We start from the raw sequence: 22,814 nt of genomic DNA on the forward strand, positions 1-22,814 counted from the left end.
CCTGTCACAATATCGGCGGTTTCTTGACAGCTTTGGCCCCTTCTCCCTCAAACCTGTCTGAATTAGACACCTTTTCCCGATGGTTGGCTCTTTCCGCCGCTATGCCTTTGATTTTCTGTCCCTAACTAAAAAAACAGCTCTCCTCTACCCCCAAGGAAAGCTGCCTCCGTTCGATCACCCTGTATAATAAAGCTTCATCGTTCTATTGGATAATTCCTTATAGGTTGGAATCTTAACGGGGTCGACATTTCCGCCGCTGATGATGCAGCCTACTTTCTTACCGTCAACTGCTACCTTTTTGTATAAAATAGCGGCCAGCCCCGCGGCGCCTGCTCCTTCAACCAGCATTTTCTCTCGTTCAAGCATGAACATGATAGCGTGGGCGATTTCTTCATCGGTGACGGTTACGATTTCATCTACGTACTTTTCGATGATTGGATAGGTTATGACACCTGGCTCCTTTACGAGAATCCCATCCGCTATGGTAAAAGCAGCATGCGGTGACTTGAATTTTTGCCCCGTAAATCTCCGATAAGTGGCAGAAGCCCCGGCAGCCTGAACACCAACTACCCTGACCGACGGGTTGATCGCTTTAATAGCAAGTGCCACTCCTGAAATCAATCCACCCCCGCCAATAGGCACAAAAATAACTTCCAACTCATCATTTTGCTGCAACATTTCCAACCCAACCGTTCCTTGTCCTGCGATCACCATCTCATCATCAAACGCATGAACAAAGGTGCTGCCATTCTGGTTCATTTCTTCAACCGCTTTTTGATACGATTCATTGTACGTTTCGCCGGTCAATACGATGTCGGCACCATATCCCTTTGTAGCAGAAGCCTTGGAAAAAGGAGTATACTTCGGCATGTAAATTTTCGACTTGATACCCCTTAACGAAGCTGCCAGTGCCACCCCCTGGGCATGATTGCCGGCCGAAGCAGCCAGAATGCAATTTTTCACTTCCAGGTCTGATAACGATAAAATTTTGTTCATCGCTCCCCTTAACTTGAACGATCCCGTTTTTTGCAGGTTTTCCAGTTTTAAATAGACGTCAGCATTCGTTAAGGAGTTTAATGTCGTACTTTGCTTCAACGGAGTTTGGTGCACTTTATCCTTCAGCTTCTCCATCGCTTCCTCGATCTGAACGTTCTTTAACAAATTCCCAATATGCTCACCTCAAAATAATTATTTAACTAACTGACAAATGGCATCATTCTTCACAGTTCTTTCCCAACCTCTTCAATCCACACCTTTTGCATAAGCCAATGCCAGCTCCTTCGCCTGGCCAGTCACATCCTGGTGAACCCCAATCAATGCCGGGACCCTGCTCCTTCTTCATACGTTCTTCGGACCAAGTGCCCCGGTCCTTTTGGCGCAACCAAAAACACATCCACATCTCCAGGCGGCACAACTTGTTGAAAATGAACATTGAACCCGTGGGCAAACGCAAGTGCTTTTCCAGCAGTTAAAGCGGGTTTGATTTCTGATTCATAAACTGCTGGCTGCTTCTCATCAGGCAATAGCACCATGACCACATCCGCCGCTTCGCACGCTTCCCTGACAGACAATACCCGGAATCCATCCCCCTCAGCCTGGGCCCATGATTTCCCCGGGCGCAATCCGACGACAACCTGATGCCCGCTGTCCCGTGAATTTTGCGCATGTGCATGGCCCTGTGAGCCATACCCAATGACAGCAACCGACTTCCCTTTTAAAACTTCCTCATTCACATCTGCTTGATAATAAACCTTTACCATTCCAACCCTCACCCTTTTAAAAAAATAGTTCAGACCAGCAACTTCTTCATCACGGCGATTTCTCTCTCAATGACAAGTTCGTCTGTTACATTGTCATCCCAACGATATCTGCTTCTTGAAAGGCATCCGTCCCGATAACCTTTGATGCAACCTGTCCTGTAAAAATAACGAGCGGCAATGAATCCATCATCGCATCGGCGATCCCTGTCACGACATTGGTTGCGCCAGGCCCCGAGGTTGCGATTACGACCCCAGGCTTTCCCGAAACCCGCGCATAGCCTTCCGCCGCGTGAATGGCTCCTTGTTCATGCCTCGCCAGAACGTGATTGATCGGTGACCTGTGCAGTGCATCGTAAATTCCCAAAACCGCCCCGCCTGGATAGCCGAACAATAGCTCAACCCCATCCTGTTTCAGGGCCTGGATGAAGAGATCGGCCCCATTCATGTTCATCTCTTCTGTTTCAACCGTTACCATTGGCTCTTTTGCTTCCATCCAAATCTCCTCCTATTCTTCTAATTGATCAACGCTCTTCATCCAGCAGGGCAAACAAAAAAGCCATTCACCCGCACAAAAATCAAATTTGTGCAGGGGTGAAAGGCTTATAGCATTCCACGGTACCACCCTCGTTTGCTGCATCTCTTGCAAGACACAGCCTTTTAAGGCAGGTCAGGTCACTTTTTTTTTAAAAAAGGATCTGAACTGTCTATTTTTGCTAACGAGTATACCCGTGTATACCCGGCGGTCCCTACTGCGATTTCAGGACAGCACTCAGAGGGGATGAAGAAATTGGCGTATTGCTGGCTTCCAGCGCGACCAGCTCTCTGTGAATACGGAATCCAATCCCTTAACCTCGTCATCGAGTTATTTATTATGTTTTCAAATTTTCCTTAAACCCCGTCATCGAGTTATCTATTAAATTTCAAAATTTCTTATACCTCGCCATCGAGTTATCTATTAAATTTTCAGGATGCCCCCCGTGCTCGCGGAGGTAACCAGCTTCGAATATCGAGCCAAATATCCTTTTTTGATTTTCGGCTCCGGCTGTTTCCATTGAGCTTTCCGATCATTTAATTCTGCTTCAGGAACCTCGAGGCTAATAGTTCTTTCTTCTAAATCAATGAAAATAGTATCTCCATTTTCAACAAACGCGATTGGTCCTCCTTCAGCAGCTTCCGGGGAAATATGGCCGATGGAAATTCCCCTTGAGGCACCTGAGAATCTGCCATCCGTAATCAAGGCAACCTTCTTTTCCAGTCCTCTTCCGGCAATGGCGGCTGTTGGCGCAAGCATTTCCGGCATTCCCGGACCGCCTTTTGGCCCTTCATAGCGGATGACAACCACATGCCCCTCACGTACATCGCCACTTTCGATTCCACCAAAGCCTCATCCTGAGATTCATAGACAATCGCTTCACCTTTAAAAGTCTTGATGGAAGGATCCACTGCTCCGACCTTGATGACGCCTCCATCTGGTGCAATATTCCCAAACAGAATCGATAAACCGCCGACCGGGCTATAAGCCGTTTCCTTGCTGCGGATGACGTCATTATTTAATACCTCCGCATCCTTTACATTCTCGTAAAGGGATTTACCAGTAATGGTGATCCGGTCCGGATGTACTGCCCCTTCCATTTCACAAAGCTGTTTGATAATCGCGCTGACACCGCCAGCATTATGGACATCCTGCATCGAATAATGGGAAGCCGGGCTGATTTTAGACAAATAAGGAATTCGTTTTGCCACTTCATTGATCCGGCTCAAATCATAGTCAATTTCCGCTTCGTTCGCGATCGCCAGCGTGTGGAGCACCGTATTCGTTGACCCGCCCATCGCCATATCAAGTGCAAAGGCATCATCAATCGTTTCCTGGGTGATAATGTCTCTTGGCTTGATATCCTTTTTGACCATTTCAACCAAATGACGAGCTGCATCATAGATTAATTTATGGCGTTCCTTCGATGTCGCAACAAGCGTTCCATTGCCAGGCAGCGCGACTCCGAGCATTTCCATAAGTGAATTCATCGAATTGGCAGTGAACATTCCCGAGCAGGAGCCACAGGTTGGACACGCATTCTTTTCGATATCCAGCAATTCCTCTTCAGACATTCTCCCAGATTGATAGGCACCGACGCCTTCAAAAACGGACACGAGCGATAAAGCTGTCCAGTGCTGGAAACACCCGCCTCCATCGGGCCACCCGAAACAAATACAGAAGGAACATTCGTCCTTACTGCCGCCATCAGCATCCCAGGAGTGATCTTGTCACAGTTCGGAATGTAGAAAACTCCATCGAACCAGTGCGCATTAATCACGGTTTCAGCCGAATCGGCTATCAGCTCCCTGCTTGGCAAGGAGTATCTCATGCCGATATGCCCCATCGCAATCCCATCATCAACCCCGATGGTATTGAACTCAAACGGAATCCCGCCCGCCTCTCTGATTGCGTCCTTGACGACATCCGCGAACTGCCTCAGATGGACATGTCCCGGAATAATATCGATATATGAATTGCAAACGCCAATAAAAGGCTTTTCAAGATCCTCTAATTTCACTCCAGTTGCATAAAGCAAGCTTCGGTGCGGAGCACGGTCGACTCCCTTTTTAATCATGTCACTGCGCATACAAAATCCCCCTAGTTTTCATCTTTATACAATTTGCTTTTCATAGACTTTGACTCCGTCTTCAACGACGGTTTTTCTAAACTCTTTTAAAAGTTGGTTGGTGACGGCACCTGGCTTTCCTTCACCGATCGTTCTGCCATCCACCTTCACAACCGCAATGACCTCCGCCGCCGTTCCCGTTAAAAAGACTTCATCGGCCACATAGACATCATGCCTTGTGAAAACTTCTTCTCTCATCAAGAAGCCAAGATTGTGGGCAATTTCCATGATGGCATTTCTTGTGATCCCCTCCAGTGCTCCTACATACCCAGGAGGCGTGAGGATCTCGCCATTTTTCACGATAAAAACATTGTCCGCAGATCCTTCCGCCACATAGCCCTGGTCATTCAGCATCAGCGCTTCATTGACACCAGATAAACCGGCCTCGATCCGGACCAGGATATTGTTCAAATAGTTCAGTGACTTCACTTTCGGTGAAAGCACATCCGAGCGATTCCGCCTCGTAGCCACCGTGACAATCTCGATCCCCGACTCATAAAGTTCCTTTGGGAATAGTGCAAGCTCTTCCGCGATGACGATGACCTGCGGCCTTGCACAAGAGGATGGATCCAGACCCAGGTTCCCCACCCCTCTCGAGACAACCACGCGAATATAGGCATTCAGCAGGCCATTCACTCTCAATGTCTCGACCACAAGATCACTCAATTCCTGCTTGCTGTAAGGAATGGACAACATGATTGACTTTGCCGAATCATATAGCCGATTAACATGGTCCTGGAGCCTGAAGACATTGCCTTCATACACCCGAATACCCTCGAAGACACCATCTCCGTATAGAAAACCATGATCATACACTGACACAACTGCGTCTTTCTTACTGACGAACTGGCCATTTAAAAAGATCAATTGCTCCTTCATCATCCATTCCTCTTTTCTTGTATGTTTTAGTAAATTTTTAAAAATAAAAAACTCGCCCCTGAAATAGGGACGAGTTTAGCTCGCGATACCACCCTAGTTCCGTTCTTGGATAGAAAAATCCACTTACGGCACTCATAAACGTACAATCATACGTGTTCCTTTTAACGGCGGACCACCCGGCAACACTTACTGAAAAAGTTCAGCATTGCATCTCGGAGATGATTTTCGGATCAGTTCTGAACATCGGCTTGCACCATTGACCGACTCTCTGTAGAACAGGGCACTCATCTTACTCTTCTCGTCATCGACTTTATTTTTAAAAAATTATTAATTATAAAATTATCAGGTGGGAATTGATTTGTCAAACTTTTTTTAAAAATTCAATTAATTCGATCAACATTATTTACATTTTTTCAATTGATGAAAATGCAGAACAGTACCCATTTTCCAGCTTTAACCCGTCTCCTGTTCACTCCTTAATTGTGTATAAATCTGCTGATAAGCTGACGCCTCGTTGACCATGCCTTTGTGCTGATACATTTTGCACAGCTGCCTGACTGGAGCCGGGTCAGCCGGATTGAGTTCCATTTCCCAGAAGAAACATTCGATGGCTTGATCGTATTGATTGAAATCTGCGTAAAATTGGCCCAATTCCATCATTCTGTCGGGATTCTCCAATAGAGCGGCCATTTCATTGATTTTGCGAATAGTGATAGAATGTGGAAAGCTTTTCTGAATAGGCTTCAGTTTTTCACAGACTGCTTTCAAATCATGCCCCTCCATTAACTTTGCAGTCAGCTGCAGAATTCTTTGTTCGGATTGCCTTGGGTCATGTTCCTGAGCAACCTGCTGATGGAACAGCAGAAACTCTTCCAGGTGAGAAGACACAAATTCAGCATCAACCTGCTTCCAAATTTCACTAAGGAGCAGATGAAACTCTTCAGGCAGATCCTCTATAAAGGGGAATAAATTTACTGCCGCCTTCTCATATTGTCCGTCTTTCATCAAACCTTCAATGAAAGTTCGAGCCTCCGGTACCCATTTATATGGATTTGTTTTTACATAGGATAAGACTTGAATCCAATTTTCAAGGGGGAGATAATTCAAAGCCAACTCGGTCTGGCTCTTAACGAAATCAGAAGTAAGATTCCTTTTGTCATCCATCCAAAGCAGCAGCCATTCTGCATACCGTTCTTCGTTTTTTAATATCTTTTCGAGCATTTGAGTATGTTCGGTGTTTTTTCGATTCATAAAGCAATGGAACTCTGCAAATAAGGGGTCCTTTTTTGGATTTCCGATATAGATGAAGTAGCGTAGAATCTGGAATATGAGCTGTATTCCCGGGAATGGAGGAGGTCACTGATTTTTTCCAGGGAGGGAGATAATCCGGATAAAAGATGGATCGATTGATAGGCGTTGGAAAAACTGCCGTTTCTTCTATAGTGGAAGAAGATATTTTCGATTGGTTTGGCGAGCTGTTCTGGCGGAAAAAACGAGTCGAGTGATGCGGCAATACATGGTATTTCAAGAAGGGAATAATTGCGCTGGAGATGATTGAAAAGCTTGTTTTTAGCTGGTATGACTAAAGCAGTCACAGGAATGAATACAGGCAGAAGCGGGTGCTTTTGATCTAAGATGATCCCTTCATTCAGCACTTTATCAATAAATGAACCTTTTTCAACCTTGTCGAGTTGATCACCATAGATAAGGGCATTTTTGTAGAAAATCAAATAGTATTTTTCGGTTAATTCAGTTTGGACCTCTGCGACCATAAATCTGGCGAAGATCGCTGCCCGCATAACATCTCCATTTACCATAACCTTATTAGATTTGAACGATAGTTTTGTCGGCATTGTTAGTTCACTGTTCATGAAAAATTGAGCCTCCTATTGAATCGTATATTGTTTTCTATAGTTTAATTATACGTTACCATTAGTAAAAAAGCGACATCGTCCCTTAGTTATGTGAAAAACCGCTCAATCCCAACTTTTAAAAAGATTAAGCTGCGACAGACGGATGCCGCGACCATCTAAATCAAGCTTTCACCAAAAAATTCAACCTGATAATCACCGAGAAATATTTAATATTGAAGATTACACTATTTTCAATATAGGCATTACCCAATCGACATGGCCAAATAAGCAGCAGGTCATTTTGCTTTCAAGGGTGTTCAGCTCCCTGAGCAATTGTACCGTCAGATGCTGACTGACTTCTGTCACATTAACAAGCAAAAGCTAGATTAAAAACTCAAAAGCTCTCCTAATGACATCTCCCCGGCTGATTATGCCCACCAAAATCCCATCACGTTCAACAGGTAATTTCTTAATTTGTTTTTTTCCTAAAATGTATGCAATCTTCTCCATATCTTCGTCCCAATTCACAGTATAAACTGTTTTCTTAGCAACCTTCATCACATTATAATCAAGAATCTTTCTGGCTCTTTCTTCAAATTCGTCATCATCTCCTTGCAAGACAGTTACATAGTAAAAGGCATTCAAAATATTTTCTTTGTGCTTTCCAATAAAGCGCATAATATCTCCATCACTGATATAACCAACAATTTCATTTCCATCGTTAACCACTGGAACTCCGCTAATTCCATTTTCTATAAATTTTTCAATAACGAAACGTACCGATGCATCCTCTTTTACTTTAATTACTTGTTTTTTCATAATTTGTTCTGCTTTCATTGAAAATCCTCCTCTTAAAAAATAATAGAATAATTGAATTGAACACATACATAGTTAGTATCCTATAAAATTCATTGATGGGCGAGAAGATATTAACGATTCTAGTATATACTCAAAATGTGAATATAGTCTTAAAAAAAAATGAAAAAGGGCCGAGAAAGATAGAAGTATTCTCGTTGCCCTTTATTTTTGTCTTTATTTAAATAGATTTCTTTTGAGGAACTGGCATTTCGGTACCTTTGACAGATTTCAGCTGGAACAATGATTTCAGAATGAGCAAAGCTCCAACAATAAGTAATACAACTGCCATCACTGTATAGGAGTAATTGACACTTCCATCTCCAAATGAAGTACTTACTATACGATGAATGTGCGGAGAACTGAATTGACCTAAATATATGAAACTTTGAACAATCGCCATTGCAATCATCGCTTGTGCACCATTAGCAGCTTTTGAAACACCATCAAAAATGATCGGTACGAGGCTTCCATATCCGAAACCAAGGATTAATACCCCAATCCCCATCAATACTAAAGGCTGTGTAAAGACAACCAATCCAAAACCAATACCCAAAAGCATTACCTGGACTGGAACATAGAAACTTTTAATTTTTCTCTTTAACCCTATTAATGTTAGTCCTCCCAAGAATCCACCAAGAGAACATGCAGCGATGATAACACCCGATATACCTGTATTTGTAACACTATTTTCTCTAAGGAATAGCGCCATATTCGAAGGGATTGAATAAAATACAATGAAAACCAGGAATATTAGAATGGAATATTTTGCAATTTGGGCTTTTGGTAAAAAAGTTTTTTCTGAAGCATTTTTTTGAATGGTTGCCGGAGCCTTTCTTGGAAGGAAAGCAACTACAAAAATCATGACGATAGCAGCAATGCCATAGACATAAAATGCTGCTCTCCAGCCTTGCATTGCTAGAATACCAGATACCATAATCGCGATAATGGCTCCAAGATTGGTAGCAGCACTGACAAGTCCCATCATACTCGTACGTTCTTCTCCATCATAGTAATCAGATACAAGAGTGGTAGATAACGGCATCAGCAGACCAACAGAAACCCCTAAAAGAGCGCGGGTGAATAAAAGAAAAGCCATGTTTGTGGCGAATCCGCCACCGAGGCCAGCCACTAAATAGAGAACCAGACCAAGGATTAAGACTGTCTTTTTTGAGAAATAACGGCATAAATAGCCGGATACAAAGGCAAATGGAATCATAAAGGCTGCGTGCAGACTAGTCAATAAGTTTATCTCAAAGCCAGATGCATCTGGGAACGCAACGGCAATTGAGCCAACGGCAGGCGCAATGATGGCCCCAGCCATAACGGTAATAAGTGAAACGGAAAGAATTGCATATTTTAACAAGAACATCACCTCAGCAAATTATTTTCAAATATCAAAAACAATGCTCAAGTAATGATAAAACCATTGCGGAGTTCCCTCAAGAAATGATTGGATCAGTACGGAGAATTATGAAGTCAACTACCGTAGAAATAGTGAAAAAACGCTAAACCCGGGTTGTTAAGTGTTCTTCTATGACGGTAACAAGACTATTTAATCATGAAATAAAAGAATAGTCAATTATAGAGAGGGATTTTTGTTATAAAAAAAGGCGAGACATAGTATATAAGAATAACAACAAAGAAACTAATAGATAGAAGATTTACAGGTATTATCTACTGATTATTGCTAATATCGCACTAATTAAAGTAAAGGGCTTTAATTACATTTAAATTTCTTCAAAAAAACGTTAAAAGACCATTAGACTCCGCCACTAACAATTTAAATTGTTAACGGGGCATGTCTAATGATTCTTGAAGGATCTGCAGATTTTTTTGTTTAATAGGAAATTATAAAATATTTTCAATGTGGATAACTATCCAGGTTTTCTTAATCCAGCTCCAGCGCTTGTCGGGACGGAACGAGGCGCTTGCGCTTTTTGTTCTTAAATTATCTATTCGTTACACTTTTAAAAACAACTAAGCCTCTTAAACAGCTTATTTATATAAGAATGCCCGAGTTTGCTCTAAATCATTATTTACTCCCTTGGTAAACAATATTTGGTGTAAACCCAGTCCACCGTTTCTAAAAAAGGCTGCACTGGATTGTAAGTACAGTCTCCACATTCTGATGAAAGTTTCATCATACATTTCTCTGACTTCATCGAGATGTTCTTCAAATCGAGACGACCAGTTGTCTAAAGTTTTTGCATAATGCAATCTTAAGTTTTCCACATCAATTAAATGGTAATTATACTCTGGAAGCAAGGAAATTATTTCCCGGACTGAAGGGATATATCCCCCAGGGAAAATATACTTTTGGATCCAAGGATCACCTGGCTCTTCTGTTTGATGGGTGATCGTATGCAGCAGCATGACTCCTTTGTCTTTCAGTAAGGAATTGACCGTTTCCATAAATACTGGGTAATTATCACGCCCCACATGCTCGAACATTCCCACGCTCGCAATCTTATCAAAGCATAAATTTTGTTTTGGCAGCTCTCGATAATCACTTAATGTTACCTGCACTTGTTGTTCAAGTCCCAAGGATTTAATTCTTTCATTTGTCTTTGTGTATTGCTCTTCACTAAGAGTGACACCATGTGCTTGAACGCCATATAATTGAGCAGCTCGTATGATCAGCCAGCCCCAGCCGCTGCCAATGTCCAGAAGTGTTTCTCCTGGCTTAAGCTGCAATTTTTTCAGGACATGGTCTATTTTATTGATTTGAGCTTGGTCCAAGGAGTCATTTTCGTCTTTAAAATATGCACAGGAATAGCTCATTGTTTCATCTAGCCAAATTGAATAAAAATCATTTCCAATATCGTAATGATGTTCAATATTAGACTTTGCCTTTTTAAAAGATAGTTTTGGTAAGTTCGGCAAGTTCTTTGTCCATAGCAGTTGTTTATTCGAATGTGCCAGATTGATCAGGTCCTCAATTTTCCCATCTATTTCAATATCCCCGTTCATATAGGCCTCACCAAAGGTTAAGCTTGGCTCATTCATAAGGCGGGTTAATGGAACCTTCTCTCCGATTTTAATTTTCAACTGGACATCCCCTTGCCCATATTGTTCAGTTTTCCCATCCCAATATTCGACCGCAAACGCAAACTCAGGATTCATCCGTTGAAACAAAGTGTGTAAGATATTTTTCTGCATTGTTGACTTCCTTTCTCGCTGTATGGATTATGTACAATTTATAATATAACCAATTTGAATACCTTTTAAAAACATTTCACCTTGCGCGAGAGGCAGAAGCGGGTTACGCCGTATTAAGAATCTGCATTTCATTACAAAAACCAGAATAAATCTGACCTCTTTTGAAAAAGATAATCTATTCAGCAATATCACGCAGCTGGACAAGCGACTCGAGGGGCTAGGCGCTGGAGCTGGATTAAGAAAACCTGAATAGTTATCCACATTGAAAATATTTTATAATTTCCTATTAAACAAAAAAAAGCACCCCGAAGGATACTTATTCATATATTTTAAGCGGTTCAATGTTGATTTTTAATACTACGGTTGCGGGATCATGAACCATATTTATTTTATCCACCACATATTCTTTCTTGTATATCGTGACAGTATTACTAGCCCTCAAAGCCGCAACATACTGCTCCCAATGCTTTACATTGGCACTTAAGAGACACTTATCTTTCAAATAATAATCCACTCTATTTGGAACACGGTTCAACTCTACACCCCCTTTTTGATAGAGTTTATGTATCATATTATCTATTAATGACAAGCTGTGAACCGTTTCATCAGCTAAAAAGAAAAATCCATCTTTTATACAAGATGGATTTTGGTTTGCCTGGCATAAATTGATTCAAAGAACAAGAGACCTCGCAATTGAAGCTACAACCCACCACAGTTTGGCGAATTGTCTTGGTCTCCCTCCATGTAATCCATCCCTTTTTCAACCGCTTCCAGTCCATAACCTGTTTGGCTGATCTCCAGTAACTCTTCATTTTGGACATTGTTGATCATTTGGCTATCCTTATGCTTTTGTTTTTTGTCTCTCATCGCTTTCCCTCCGAAGTTTTTTCTGTATCTTTCTCCTGGGGGGATGTTCTTATTCGCCATGTGGTTATTTATCGGATGAGACCATTGCCTCCGCTTGAGATAATTCCTATTGGCAAAAACGACCTATTTATTGGCGAAAATCGAATTTTATTCGCGAACTGGAAATTTCGGCTGTTTTTTTCCAGTTAGTGATTTTAAAAAGAGAGACAATTCTGCTGTCTCAAAATACGAGATGCAGGTACCGTCCCTCTTTTTGTACCAATGCACTAAGGCAGGTTAACGCCTCGTGAACTCACATATAATGTATACCATTCGTCACGTGTCAGAGTCACATTGACTGCATCTGCGCTAGCCCTGATCCGGGCAGGATTAACTGTGCCAATGACAGGCTGAATTCCCGCTGGGTGCCTCATCAACCAGGCGAGGACGATGGCTTCTGGTGTGGTTTGTTTCTCTCGTGCCAACTTTTGTACCAAGGCCGCAGTGTTCTTGACCCTTTCGCTTTCATTCTCAATGTTTTTACCAGAATAGAGCCCTTTTGCAAGTGAGCCCCATGATTGGATCTGGATATTCTCCATCTGGCAATACTCCAGAGTTCCTTCTGGGAAGGTGTTTTGGCGTGCCGCTTCCTGATTGACATGGACACCCGTATCTAGCCAGCCAATTTTATGTAAGCTCATTTCCAGTTGGTTGACGATGATTTTTTCGTCCGTATGCTGCTGCAGCAAGCGCATCTGTCCTGCACTCATATTGGAAACACCGAACGAACGCACCTTGCCGGAAGCCTTGAGCTGACGGAATGCCTCTCCTACCTCGCTTGGGTCCATTAAAGGATCGGGACGGTGCAATAGCAGGATATCCAGGTGCTCAATTCCTAGCCTAGAAAGGATTCCATCCACACTATCGAGAATATACGATTTTGAAAAATCGTACCTTGTTGGCAGCCCAGATTCCTTATCCCCGAAACGAATGCCGCACTTCGACTGGATGATGATTTCATCGCGTAGCCCCGGCCTTTCTTTTAAAACCTGTCCAAAAACCTTCTCCGCTTTCCCCAATGTATAAATATCAGCATGATCAAACATATTGATTCCTGAAGCCAGAGCAGCTTCTACCGCTTCATGCGCCTGCTTGACATGTTCCGGCTCAATCGGCTGAGAATCCCAGCTTCCCCCCAGCCCCATGCAGCCAAAAACAAGCTCCGAAGCATTCAATCCATTCTGGTTAATAGGCAGCTTTTTCAATCTTGATTCCTCCTGATGTAAAAGTAAAATCCTTTGCAAGCCATTCTACCATATTACAATGAAGGTTAATAACGAAAGGCCGGGGATTGCAGGGGCTTTCTGCCTTTCTATAAAAGAACCATTGATGAGTATTGAGCCAGGCTACTTCTGACAGCTCTTCCCGGGTTGACACCAATATGTCTGAAGTTGCTCTTACTTCTGACAGCTTTTCTTCATTTGGTACTGAACCTGTCTAAAGTAGAGCTTTCTTTTGACAGCTTTTCTTCATTTGACACCAAACCTGTCGCAAGTTGTGCGCAAACAAACATAAAAGCAAAAAAGAAGCACAGGGTACGTCCCCATGCTCCTGCCATGCTCCTTGAATGATTCCAATTATCCTCTTTTTCTCAAAGAAATAACCAATGCTAACAATCCTGCAATTAAAGCTGCGATAGAAAGGTAAAGCGGTACGTTGCTGGTTGCTGTTTTTGCTTCCATGTCATTTGTGAGGTCTCCACCAGCGCTGTGGTCATTGGAAGAATCAGCTGATGTTCCTCCATGCCCATGCCCAGATCCATCTGCAGGGTTCACTGCTGTAAAAGAAGCTGGCTTGTCTGCATCAGGTGCACCCACCCATTCAACTACACTGCCATCGCTGTAGGTTTGATACGCTTTCCAAATAATCTCTGTCGCTTCATCGCCAACTTTTCCCTGGATGTTAAATTGAACGAATTCGCTCTCTGTTAACCCTTTGCCTTCGGTTGTCCACGTAGCACTCGTAATTTTTCCAGTGTCATCTTTTTGAACCTCGTATGTCCAGCCTGACTTAGCTTCAAAGCGGGTGATATTCACTTCTTCAGGGAATTTCACTTCCACTTTCATTGTTTGGACATCTTGACTTTCAGAAGGAACTCGGACAGTGAACACTTCATTTTTCCCTTGCGAGGTTTCCTGTGGCTGAACGGTTACATGCGCGCTTGCCACACCGACAAAAAGAGTGATCGCACCAATCATTGATATCGTTAATGTTAAAAGTTTTTTCATTTTTAAATCTCCTACATATTCATTTTAATAAACAATAAAATCCTTCTGGAATACCTTCTCATTGTCCTCCGAATCTACTATTCGTAGTTGTAAGGTCCAGTTTCCTTCAATTGCAAGATACGAACCATTGATCTTGAATTGAACATTCTTGGACTGTTGTATTTCGGAAAAAGGAACTTGGATCGGCTCGATTTCAAGGTTGTCTTTATAGATCAAAAATAGCTCAACCCGTTTAATCTCTATGTCTTCTTCAAGCGAATTTGCTGTAACTTTGAAATGGTTGTATCCGGGTGTTCTGGGTGAGATCAAGGTTGTAAATTCAAGGTTTTGTTCCTGGCTTTCCCATTCCAATGGCTCGTTTTCCGGAAGAGGTTCATGTAGGTGATGACACCGACAATCCCTAAAATGATCATCATCAAACTGAAGTCGAATTTCACTAACCTGCTGATAGAGCCTTCTTTTTTCTTTTTCAACTTATACCGTAAAATTGCACCAAACACGAATACAAGCAGGACTAGGGCAACTTTGACCAGAAGCAGTTTTCCCCATAGTGCATGGAGCAGATACTCGAGTTCTGGCACAAAGATTAAAGTGTATGCTGAGCCTGTTAAAAACAGCATAACCATGCTGATTAAGGCAGATTGCGAAAAGAAGGGGAGGAATTGTCTAATATGTTCCTTCTGCTTTTTCCAGTAAGTCAGGATGTACAGCAGGCCACCTGCCCAAACGGCGGCTGAAAGTAAATGGATGAAAGCCAGCTCAAGTGACATCGAGCGGATTTCCGATTCAAATGCTGCAGCATGTCCGTTAAAACTCTTTGCCGTCAGGATCAAAAATACCCACACTAAATCAATCCATTTATAACGAAGTAAGATGAAAAAACCTAATAGAGATAAAAGCACGGAAGCGACCAAAGAGATACCTACTGTTGTACCAGTTAGAATAGATGAAACTTCAGTCAATGTCCTGCGATCAAGTAATTCCAAGAGTTGGAGTGATCCCACTCCCACAGTTGTGATGAACAGCGCAATTTGTAATTGAAAGGCCCTCTGTCTGAAGGTTGGCTTCATCTCTTCTTTTAAAGAGTAGATGGTCCCCCACACAATCCAGCCAGTTGTCAGGACTAGCGCCATAAAAAAAGCATCCTCACCAACGACTTGATAGCAGTTGCACCAGCTGAGCTCTTTTGCGTTTCTAAAACTTGCTTGTTAATATCCCTTTGGAAGACCGTTTCTTCCCCCACAGAAATGACATAGGCACTCCTGATCGGGTGGCCATCCGCTGAAATAACATTATAGGATATAACATAATTTCCGTCAGGCAAGTCAGGCAAAGGCTGCTTTATGGTTGTTTGATCCTGACTCATCTCCGGTTTTGCATTGACGATTCTTTCCCCATTTTCATTAAAAACCTTAACCGAATAGAGTGCGTCTTCAAGTCTTTCATCGAATACGAGAACAATCTCTTTCGGGGATTCTGTCAATTCACTATCGGGGGCAGGATCAGCCTTCTCCAGCGTCGCATGAGCAAAGACTTCTTGCGGAACTAGTAAAATAAAAATAAGAGAAAATAGAACGAGAAGATTACTAATAAAATTTCGCTTGCTAAGTATAAATATCACCTGCCTTTTCTATATTCCACATACCCTCGAGTGTATCACTAAATACTATTCACTATCAATACAAGGTTTATGGTAAAAACATGAGGACCGGGACTTAGGGCCAGTTCTGACGCCCCTACAAATTTACAGATTTCAACTTACTTTGAGGCAGGAAACTTCTCATTGGCCCTCCACTTTTTCTCCCGTGCAAAAAAGCACCTGTTCTTTAATTAACAGGCACTCTATACATCATACTCCCACAACCCAAGCCTTCCTTTAGCCGGAATGATGCTCTCCAGCCTATAATGGTTATCCCAAAAACTCAATCAACTCATCCACTGTTTTACTTTTTATGATTTTCTGGACAACGGATTTGTCTTCAATGATGGAAATTAACTTCTGAAACATAAAATCCAAATCAGCCTGGTTGCTTTCTTTAATATTTAACAAGCAAACAAACTGGACCATTTGTTCATGCCACTGGATGGGCCGTTTTAATGTACAAATTGTCCAAGAAGTCTCTTTTGTTACCGGAACCATAGGGTGAGGAACGGCCACCAGATTCCCATAACTAGTTGGTGCAATATTTTCCCTTTCTAAAACAAGATTTACATAATCCTCCGGCACGAGTTTTTGTTTAACTAACACATCACATAAAAACCGAATCGTGCTTTCTTTATCTTGTAAATCTTGCTGAAGGAAAATTCTTGAAGGATGTAAATAAGCCGACGTTCCATTTTGAGCCATAGACAAATAATTTCTTATAGAGTCAATGTCCTTATCTTCCAAAAAAGTATTAACGACTTGGACTGGTATACCTAAATCTTCTTTAATCGGAATGGTACTAATGATCAAATCAATGATAGATAAATCATATGATGATAAATTGTAATAACTGATGGTATCTAAAATTTCAAGTTCTTGCTCGAACAAATTTTGTAATCGATAGTAAAGCAATCTGGCACTTCCTACGCCAGACGCGCAGACAATCAACACTTTTTTGATTTTCTTCTTTTCCAACTTCATTCGTTCGAGGGCGACACCAATATGAAGGGCGATGTATGCAATTTCGTGCTCAACCACTTCTGTCTGTAAATATTCTTCTATACATTTGCTGGCAATAATAGCTCCTTCAAATGCAGCAGGGTATTTTTTCTTTATATCACTTAATAATGGATTGCGGATATTCATTTTATACCGCAAACGATTCATCGCTGGGCGGATATGCAAAGTTAAAGCTTGAATAAACTCCCGATCGTGGGAGAAATCCCAATTCAATTCAGACTTCAGCCTCTCTAGCATACTATTTATGATGGTCCCCGCTTCATCAAACTCACTATATTCCATTAGCCTTTTCTTGTGTAAAAGCTTGGTTCCTAGTAAATGAACGATAATATACTCAATTTCTGCATCAGGAAAAACCAAACCGGTAAATTCCTCAACCTTTTTCACAATTTCTTCGGCAACAATTTTTTCAAATGGATATTCATTGTCTAAAACATCATCCAACTCTTCGAGGACAAAACCTTCTTCAATTCTTTTACAAGCAATGGCAACATGTGTCGCTAAATTTTCTAAAGAAATATCGGATATTTCAATTTTATATTTATTTACTTTTTCAACGATGACTTCTTTAATCTTTATAAATAATTTTTGATCGATGAGGTGCCGTGAGCCTTCGTTTAGAATGACCTCTTGATCTCGGCTTAATAAACAGTTCGATAAACATAATCGTTTCATATACTCGTCCCCCTCAACTCTTGAGCCATAGTGAGGACGGTTTATTAATTTCAAGTTGTATTTACTGAGTATTTCCTTCACATTCTTTAAATCGTTTTGTACAGTTGACATGGAAACGAACATTTCATCTGAATAGCTTTCAAGCTTAATATAATCCTTCTCAAGTAATAACCGCCTTAAAATATAGAGGACCCTGGCAGCTTGATCAGCGAAGTCTCCTGCTAATTGACTCTCATCATCAGAAATCCGTTTAAGCGTATTTGAAAAAAGCTCAGGGTTTTCTACTTTTAGTACATAACCACTCCCTCTAATCGATTCTATAAAAAACCTTTCGATTCAGTATTCTGTTGCATGAGTTTTATTTCATTCCGGATGGTCCGATCGCTGACGCCTAATTCTTTTTCCATCCACCCTGAGGTCACTGGTTCTTTTGATTTCGATAGAAGCACCAAAATATCCATTTGTCGCTTTGATAGCATAGTCAATATAAATCAGCTTCCCTTTTAATCGTATTTTCGATATCCAGATATATATTATACCTCTATAGTAACAGAATCGGATTTTCCATAAAATAAACACCAAGTCATAAATTCAAGTTACATTCCACAAGGTTAGTTTATTTATTCTATATATACTCCTGACCAATTGACCAGTTAACACAAATAGCCCCCACCTTATAGAATAGGGACTTAAAAAAATTATTTTTGTATAGCTAATTCGTTTCCAGACACATTAAGGTCTTTCATCCTGCATTCCGTTCTTTATAGTTCTTCCCCATTTGTTTCAATGACATGTTAAATGTTTTTTTCTTTGTTCTTTCTAATTTTCCACCAGCTCCCTCCAAGCTGGTGAGCTGCAACCGCGCCTTGCTGGAAAAGGTTTACAGGCAATAGACTTTTTGTCATGAAAAATAGACCCCAATTAAGCAAGAAGACGGTTAATCTTATTGATAACCGTCTTCTTTCAAATATTGGATTTTAAATCCATTCAGTTTTGGATTAAATGATCGCTTCTCCGCCGTTTTCCTGCTCAACTAACTTCTTATCATACAATTTAATAAACGGAAGCCAGATCAAGAATGCAACAACACTACTAATCACTGCGGCCACTACGGCCAACAAATCCCCAGCTGTACCGATAAAAGCGCCTAAACCAATTGGTGATGGCCAAGGTACTTGTGCAATGATCGGATTGATGAATTCAAGTTTAATCGCCCAATATGCGATTGTCCCTGAAGCCATAGGTGCCAAGAAAAACGGAATCGCCAAGTATGGATTATAAACGATCGGCAATCCAAATATGATTGGTTCATTAATGTTAAAAATCCCAGGAGCAAGAGATGCCTTGCCTAAAATTTTCAATTGTTGTGATTTAGCTAGGAATGCGATAAAAATAACCATACCTAAAGTCGCACCTGAACCACCGATAATGACAAATGAGTTCTGGAACTCGCCTGCGAATGGAATGTTTGCTCCATCCATATTGGCTTGCATATTAGATAGGACAATCGGTGTCAGGAAAGCTGAAATAATATTCGCTCCATGGATACCTACAATCCAAAGGGCATGGATCAAGAAATAAATAACCATGATGCCCAGCCAGCTATTGGTCAAATTAACAACAAAGCTAAATGGAATGGCTACTACTTTAAACAAATCTGTGCCTAATGCAACTAAAGTTCCATTGATGACCAAAATGACAAGAGCAACCAAAAATGCTGGGATTAAGGCTGTGAAGGAGCGTGATACACCTTCTGGCACTGCTTCTGGCATTTTGATAACCCAATTTCGTTTCACACACAACCTATATACTTGTACTGCGATAACAGCAATGAGAATGCCGGCGAAAATTCCCGTGGTTCCTAAACGGCCTACACCACTATCAACCATTTCCCATCCACTAATCACTTTCCTGCTATCGTCAATCTGCTGGACCAACGACATCCTCCCCTGGTCTAAAACCAATTCGGGAATCGTTATAAAGAAAGCGAACATGGATAGTAAAGCACCATTCAAAGGATTTAGATTTAAATCCTCTTCTTCAGCAAACATCTTTGTATATTCATAACCAATCACAAGGGTAAAATAGAGTGCTAAAATCCCCATTGTTGCTTTGAAGGCTAACATATACAGATCGCTGATTCTAAAGAAGGTTTCATTGAAAATGCCCTCTAAAAATGTAAAAGTCAGCGGCAATACATTTAGTACCAGGAACATTGACCCTACGATGGTAAATGGAATAGAAGCCATCCCTGCAGCCATAACGGCACGTACAAAACGGTAAGAGGCAATCTTCCCCATCGGGCCCATCAAATACTTTTCAAACAAAGCAAATATCTTGTTCTCAGAAGACATAGAAGTCCCTCTTTTCCATTGTTAATTTATCACTTCTTCATATTTCTTTATTCGTTCGTAATGCTTGTCCTCATTATGTCTAATTTGGTTTAAACGATAAAGAACCAAAAGATTTAGTAATACCCCTAAAAGCAAAACAGACAAAACAACGATTTTCGACTGCTCCTGGGCTACTAAAAAAGGATATAATTGAGCGAAGGACGAAGAGAAGAACGTCATCAATATTAAAATTCCACCTGCCACGAGCATGGCAATAAAACTATATCTCGTATACTTCGTATTACTGACATGATGGCTATAAAGCTTCACCTGTTCTGCCGTACCGAACAATAATATGATGAGTAATGCCAGCGGAATAAAATATAGTGAAGAATCACTCATTAACAATGAAATCAACCAGTATACATTGGTAAAAAAGAATAACGCGGTCACATACCTTACAAGCAAATAACGATTAAAGTACATCGATTTAAGACTCATTTCTTTTCGGTGCTTTTCTACTTGCGCCCTTTCATTGTGGACCATAAGAAACCCTCCCCTCATTTATCCCGCTTCATTATCATTTAAAGATAACCCTATTAATTTGAAACTTTCTCCAAGACCAAGTTGGCTAATTTTTCAATGCCCATTGGAATTGGAACGTATGCTTGCGGCGGAATGTTCTCAACTGGTTTTCCTGCACGATCACCAGCTTCTTTGAATTTTTGATAATGCATCTTTGTTTGCGGGCTGATCAAGAATAAATCAAAATCACCCTTTTCAACTGCCTTGCCAGCTTCATGAGCAGAAATGGCATCGATTTCAATTTCGTGGCCTTTTGTTTTCAAAAATTCCGTTGTCTTTTTCGCCATTAAAGAAGATGACATACCAGCTGCACAAATAATTAACGCTTTTTTCATGTTGAATTCCTCCATTTAATTAAGATATTTAGTTTTTTGATTCCTGATCGTTAAAGACTTTTTCCATTGCTTTCAATCACTTCTTTGTACCAGTAAAAGCTTTTCTTTTTCACACGGCGAAGGTCGTGTTCACCCTCTTCATGCTGGTTGATATAGACGAATCCGTAGCGCTTCTGATATCCATTTAACCAACTGAGCAGATCCGTAAATGACCAGACGCAATAGCCGATCATTTCCACACCATCTGTAATCGCTTCCTGGACTGCTTTTAAATGTGTCTGGATATATTCAATACGGTAATCGTCATTAATCGTACCGTCTTCTTCTACACGGTCGTATTCACCAAGGCCGTTTTCACTTATTAAGATTGGCAAGCCATAGCGATTTGTTATTCTTCGCAGACCAATGCGTAAACCGGTCGGGTCAATACTCCAATCCCAATTTGTCCTCTCAAGGTTTTCATTCGCAACCGTTTTAAAGAGCCCTTGGATCCCTGTATCCTGCATCGTTCCCTTTTTACCAGTAGTGTTGAATGTGCCTTCCATGGTAACCCCATCTAATGGGTTTTTCTCATAGGTAGTGGACTGGTAATAATTCACCCCCATGAAATCAGGCTTTCCTTCTTTTAATAAAGCAAAATCGCCTTCTTCTACTTGTGGAGCAATCCCTTTGCGCTCCAAGTAATTCCATGTCGCTTTTGGATATTCTCCCTTGCATATACATCCATCCACCAATGATTGGTGAATTCCTCTGCATTTTCCGCAGCCAGAAGATCCTCAGGCTTTGATGTTGCCGCATACGCTGGGGAATACGCAAAGCTTGGACCAATTTTTCCATCTGGAACGTATTTACGGAACTCTTTGATCGCGATGGCATTTGCCAAATTGGCATGATGGTTCACTTGGTAAAATAACTTATCATCTTTTACGCCAGGCGGATGCATGGCATTTTGATAGCCGAGTCTTGTGAAAATATTTTGTTCATTTAAAGAAACCCAATACTTCACTCGATCTCCAAACGCTTTGTACAATGTAATATTATAGTTTTTGAAATCCTCGACAATCTGTCTTGATTCCCAGCCACCATACTCATCTTGAAGCGCCTGTGGCAAATCCCAATGATAGATGGTTAAAATCGGCTCAATCTTATGTTTGATCAACTCATCAATCAAGTCACTATAAAACTCAAGCCCTTTTTGATTCACTTCACCTTTTCCATTTGGAAAAATACGCGTCCAAGCTACAGAGAAACGGTACGTCTTCATGCCCATTTCAGCCATCAAAGCAATATCTTCCTTGTAGCGATGGTAATGATCCACTGCTACATCACCATTTGTTCCCTTGAATGTTTTACCTGGAATACGTACAAACTTATCCCAATTGGATAATCCTTTTCCGTCGATGTTCCATGCACCTTCAACTTGATAAGCTGCTGAAGCCGCACCCCATAAAAAGTTTTCTGGAAATGGCTTAAGATTTTCATGTATCATTCAGCAAACCTCTCCTTTTGTATAAATCACGTTGATCTATTGATATGGTTGCCACGGCACTCCATTTTCTCTTGATTTGAAGGAAAAATCGAAGTGTGACAAATTGTTCAGTTATTTTATTTTTTTATGGAGTTCAATTATTTCTTTCGCCATGTCAATAACAGTAATCGCATTCATCAGATGGTCCTGTGCGTGAATCAGCAATAAGCGAATTTCTACAGTTTCCCCGCGAGCTTCGCCTTGAATAAGCTGTGTTTGGAAGCGATGGGCTTTTGTCATGTCTGAATTTGCTTCTTCAATTTTTTGTTCAGCCTGCTCAAACTCTCCCGTTTTAGCCATATTAATTGCTTCCATTGCTAAACTTCGGGCATTCCCACCATTTAAAATAATTTGAAAACTGACTTCTTCTACGTTCATCATAATCATCCT

20 protein-coding genes, 5 pseudogenes and 1 other annotated feature are annotated in these 22,814 nt (G+C 41.2%); all 25 genes and pseudogenes read right to left on the minus strand.

All coding sequences use genetic code 11. The annotated features are described in order from the left end of the window. Positions 1-174 precede the first annotated feature (174 nt). A complete protein-coding gene (gene ilvA / locus JCM21738_RS10050; protein WP_023625984.1) occupies positions 175-1,161 on the minus strand; it encodes a threonine ammonia-lyase in 987 nt (328 codons plus the stop codon). Positions 1,162-1,254: 93 nt separating this feature from the next. Further along, a pseudogene (gene ilvC / locus JCM21738_RS10055) lies at positions 1,255-1,760 on the minus strand (ketol-acid reductoisomerase); the annotation flags it as partial. A gap of 91 nt (positions 1,761-1,851) precedes the next feature. Next, positions 1,852-2,253 (minus strand): annotated as a pseudogene (locus tag JCM21738_RS10060) (thiamine pyrophosphate-binding protein); the annotation flags it as partial. Between the two features lie 462 nt (positions 2,254-2,715). Next, positions 2,716-4,381, minus strand: a pseudogene (gene ilvD, locus JCM21738_RS10065) (dihydroxy-acid dehydratase). A gap of 24 nt (positions 4,382-4,405) precedes the next feature. Then, complete coding sequence (gene ilvE / locus JCM21738_RS10070; RefSeq protein WP_023625988.1) at positions 4,406-5,299, minus strand: branched-chain-amino-acid transaminase; 894 nt, start codon at positions 5,297-5,299, stop codon at positions 4,406-4,408. Between the two features lie 62 nt (positions 5,300-5,361). Further along, positions 5,362-5,613, minus strand: a binding site (T-box leader). A 139-nt stretch (positions 5,614-5,752) separates the two neighbouring features. After that, positions 5,753-6,550 carry a hypothetical protein gene (locus JCM21738_RS10075; RefSeq protein WP_035209302.1) on the minus strand — a complete coding sequence of 266 codons (798 nt, stop codon included), beginning with the start codon at positions 6,548-6,550 and terminating at the stop codon, positions 5,753-5,755. After that, positions 6,547-7,170 carry a hypothetical protein gene (locus JCM21738_RS10080; protein WP_035209304.1) on the minus strand — a complete coding sequence of 208 codons (624 nt, stop codon included), beginning with the start codon at positions 7,168-7,170 and terminating at the stop codon, positions 6,547-6,549. The genes JCM21738_RS10075 and JCM21738_RS10080 overlap by 4 nt, the downstream gene beginning before the upstream one ends. Before the next feature lie 363 nt (positions 7,171-7,533). Further along, entirely contained in the window at positions 7,534-7,989 is a 456-nt protein-coding gene (locus tag JCM21738_RS10085; RefSeq protein ID WP_023625990.1) for a CBS domain-containing protein, read from the minus strand. A gap of 199 nt (positions 7,990-8,188) precedes the next feature. After that, positions 8,189-9,373, minus strand: coding sequence for an MFS transporter (locus JCM21738_RS10090; RefSeq protein WP_023625991.1), 1,185 nt, complete (start codon positions 9,371-9,373; stop codon positions 8,189-8,191). A gap of 632 nt (positions 9,374-10,005) precedes the next feature. Further along, positions 10,006-11,169 (minus strand): SAM-dependent methyltransferase, encoded by a 1,164-nt coding sequence (locus JCM21738_RS10095; protein WP_023625992.1) that lies wholly within the window; start codon positions 11,167-11,169, stop codon positions 10,006-10,008. Positions 11,170-11,485: 316 nt separating this feature from the next. Next, on the minus strand, positions 11,486-11,704 hold the full coding sequence (locus tag JCM21738_RS10100) for a hypothetical protein (protein WP_023625993.1): 219 nt from the start codon (positions 11,702-11,704) through the stop codon (positions 11,486-11,488). Positions 11,705-11,868: 164 nt separating this feature from the next. Further along, on the minus strand, positions 11,869-12,036 hold the full coding sequence (locus JCM21738_RS24755) for a hypothetical protein (protein WP_173401225.1): 168 nt from the start codon (positions 12,034-12,036) through the stop codon (positions 11,869-11,871). 266 nt (positions 12,037-12,302) lie between these two features. Then, on the minus strand, positions 12,303-13,280 hold the full coding sequence (locus JCM21738_RS10110; protein WP_023625995.1) for an aldo/keto reductase: 978 nt from the start codon (positions 13,278-13,280) through the stop codon (positions 12,303-12,305). Positions 13,281-13,652: 372 nt separating this feature from the next. Further along, entirely contained in the window at positions 13,653-14,303 is a 651-nt protein-coding gene (locus tag JCM21738_RS10115) for a YcnI family copper-binding membrane protein (protein WP_023625996.1), read from the minus strand. Between the two features lie 24 nt (positions 14,304-14,327). Next, complete coding sequence (locus JCM21738_RS10120; protein WP_035209307.1) at positions 14,328-14,654, minus strand: hypothetical protein; 327 nt, start codon at positions 14,652-14,654, stop codon at positions 14,328-14,330. Further along, a complete protein-coding gene (locus JCM21738_RS10125) occupies positions 14,609-15,436 on the minus strand; it encodes a CopD family protein (RefSeq protein ID WP_035209309.1) in 828 nt (275 codons plus the stop codon). The genes JCM21738_RS10120 and JCM21738_RS10125 overlap by 46 nt, the downstream gene beginning before the upstream one ends. Then, entirely contained in the window at positions 15,427-15,924 is a 498-nt protein-coding gene (locus JCM21738_RS10130; RefSeq protein WP_081742102.1) for a copper resistance CopC family protein, read from the minus strand. Before JCM21738_RS10130 ends, JCM21738_RS10125 begins: the two co-directional genes overlap by 10 nt. 288 nt (positions 15,925-16,212) lie before the next feature. Continuing rightward, positions 16,213-17,643, minus strand: a complete 1,431-nt coding sequence (locus tag JCM21738_RS10135; protein WP_243462977.1) for a BglG family transcription antiterminator — start codon at positions 17,641-17,643, stop codon at positions 16,213-16,215. 42 nt (positions 17,644-17,685) lie between these two features. Beyond that, positions 17,686-17,979, minus strand: a pseudogene (locus tag JCM21738_RS27310) (helix-turn-helix domain-containing protein); the annotation flags it as partial. After that, positions 17,961-18,122, minus strand: coding sequence for an HTH domain-containing protein (locus tag JCM21738_RS25715; protein WP_369385707.1), 162 nt, complete (start codon positions 18,120-18,122; stop codon positions 17,961-17,963). The gene JCM21738_RS25715 and the pseudogene JCM21738_RS27310, both read right to left, overlap by 19 nt. Positions 18,123-18,641: 519 nt before the next feature. Beyond that, positions 18,642-19,997 carry a PTS cellobiose transporter subunit IIC gene (gene celB, locus JCM21738_RS10140; RefSeq protein ID WP_023626000.1) on the minus strand — a complete coding sequence of 452 codons (1,356 nt, stop codon included), beginning with the start codon at positions 19,995-19,997 and terminating at the stop codon, positions 18,642-18,644. 21 nt (positions 19,998-20,018) lie between these two features. After that, positions 20,019-20,522, minus strand: a complete 504-nt coding sequence (locus JCM21738_RS10145) for a hypothetical protein (protein ID WP_023626001.1) — start codon at positions 20,520-20,522, stop codon at positions 20,019-20,021. A 53-nt stretch (positions 20,523-20,575) separates the two neighbouring features. Then, a complete protein-coding gene (locus JCM21738_RS10150; RefSeq protein WP_023626002.1) occupies positions 20,576-20,896 on the minus strand; it encodes a PTS cellobiose transporter subunit IIB in 321 nt (106 codons plus the stop codon). A 50-nt stretch (positions 20,897-20,946) separates the two neighbouring features. Continuing rightward, a pseudogene (locus tag JCM21738_RS10155) lies at positions 20,947-22,385 on the minus strand (glycoside hydrolase family 1 protein). A gap of 111 nt (positions 22,386-22,496) precedes the next feature. Then, a complete protein-coding gene (locus JCM21738_RS10160) occupies positions 22,497-22,802 on the minus strand; it encodes a PTS lactose/cellobiose transporter subunit IIA (protein WP_023626004.1) in 306 nt (101 codons plus the stop codon). Positions 22,803-22,814 lie beyond the last annotated feature (12 nt).

Origin of the sequence: Mesobacillus boroniphilus JCM 21738 (assembly GCF_000517385.1) — a bacterium.
In the GTDB taxonomy this organism is placed as follows: Bacteria; Bacillota; Bacilli; order Bacillales; family Cytobacillaceae; genus Mesobacillus; species Mesobacillus boroniphilus.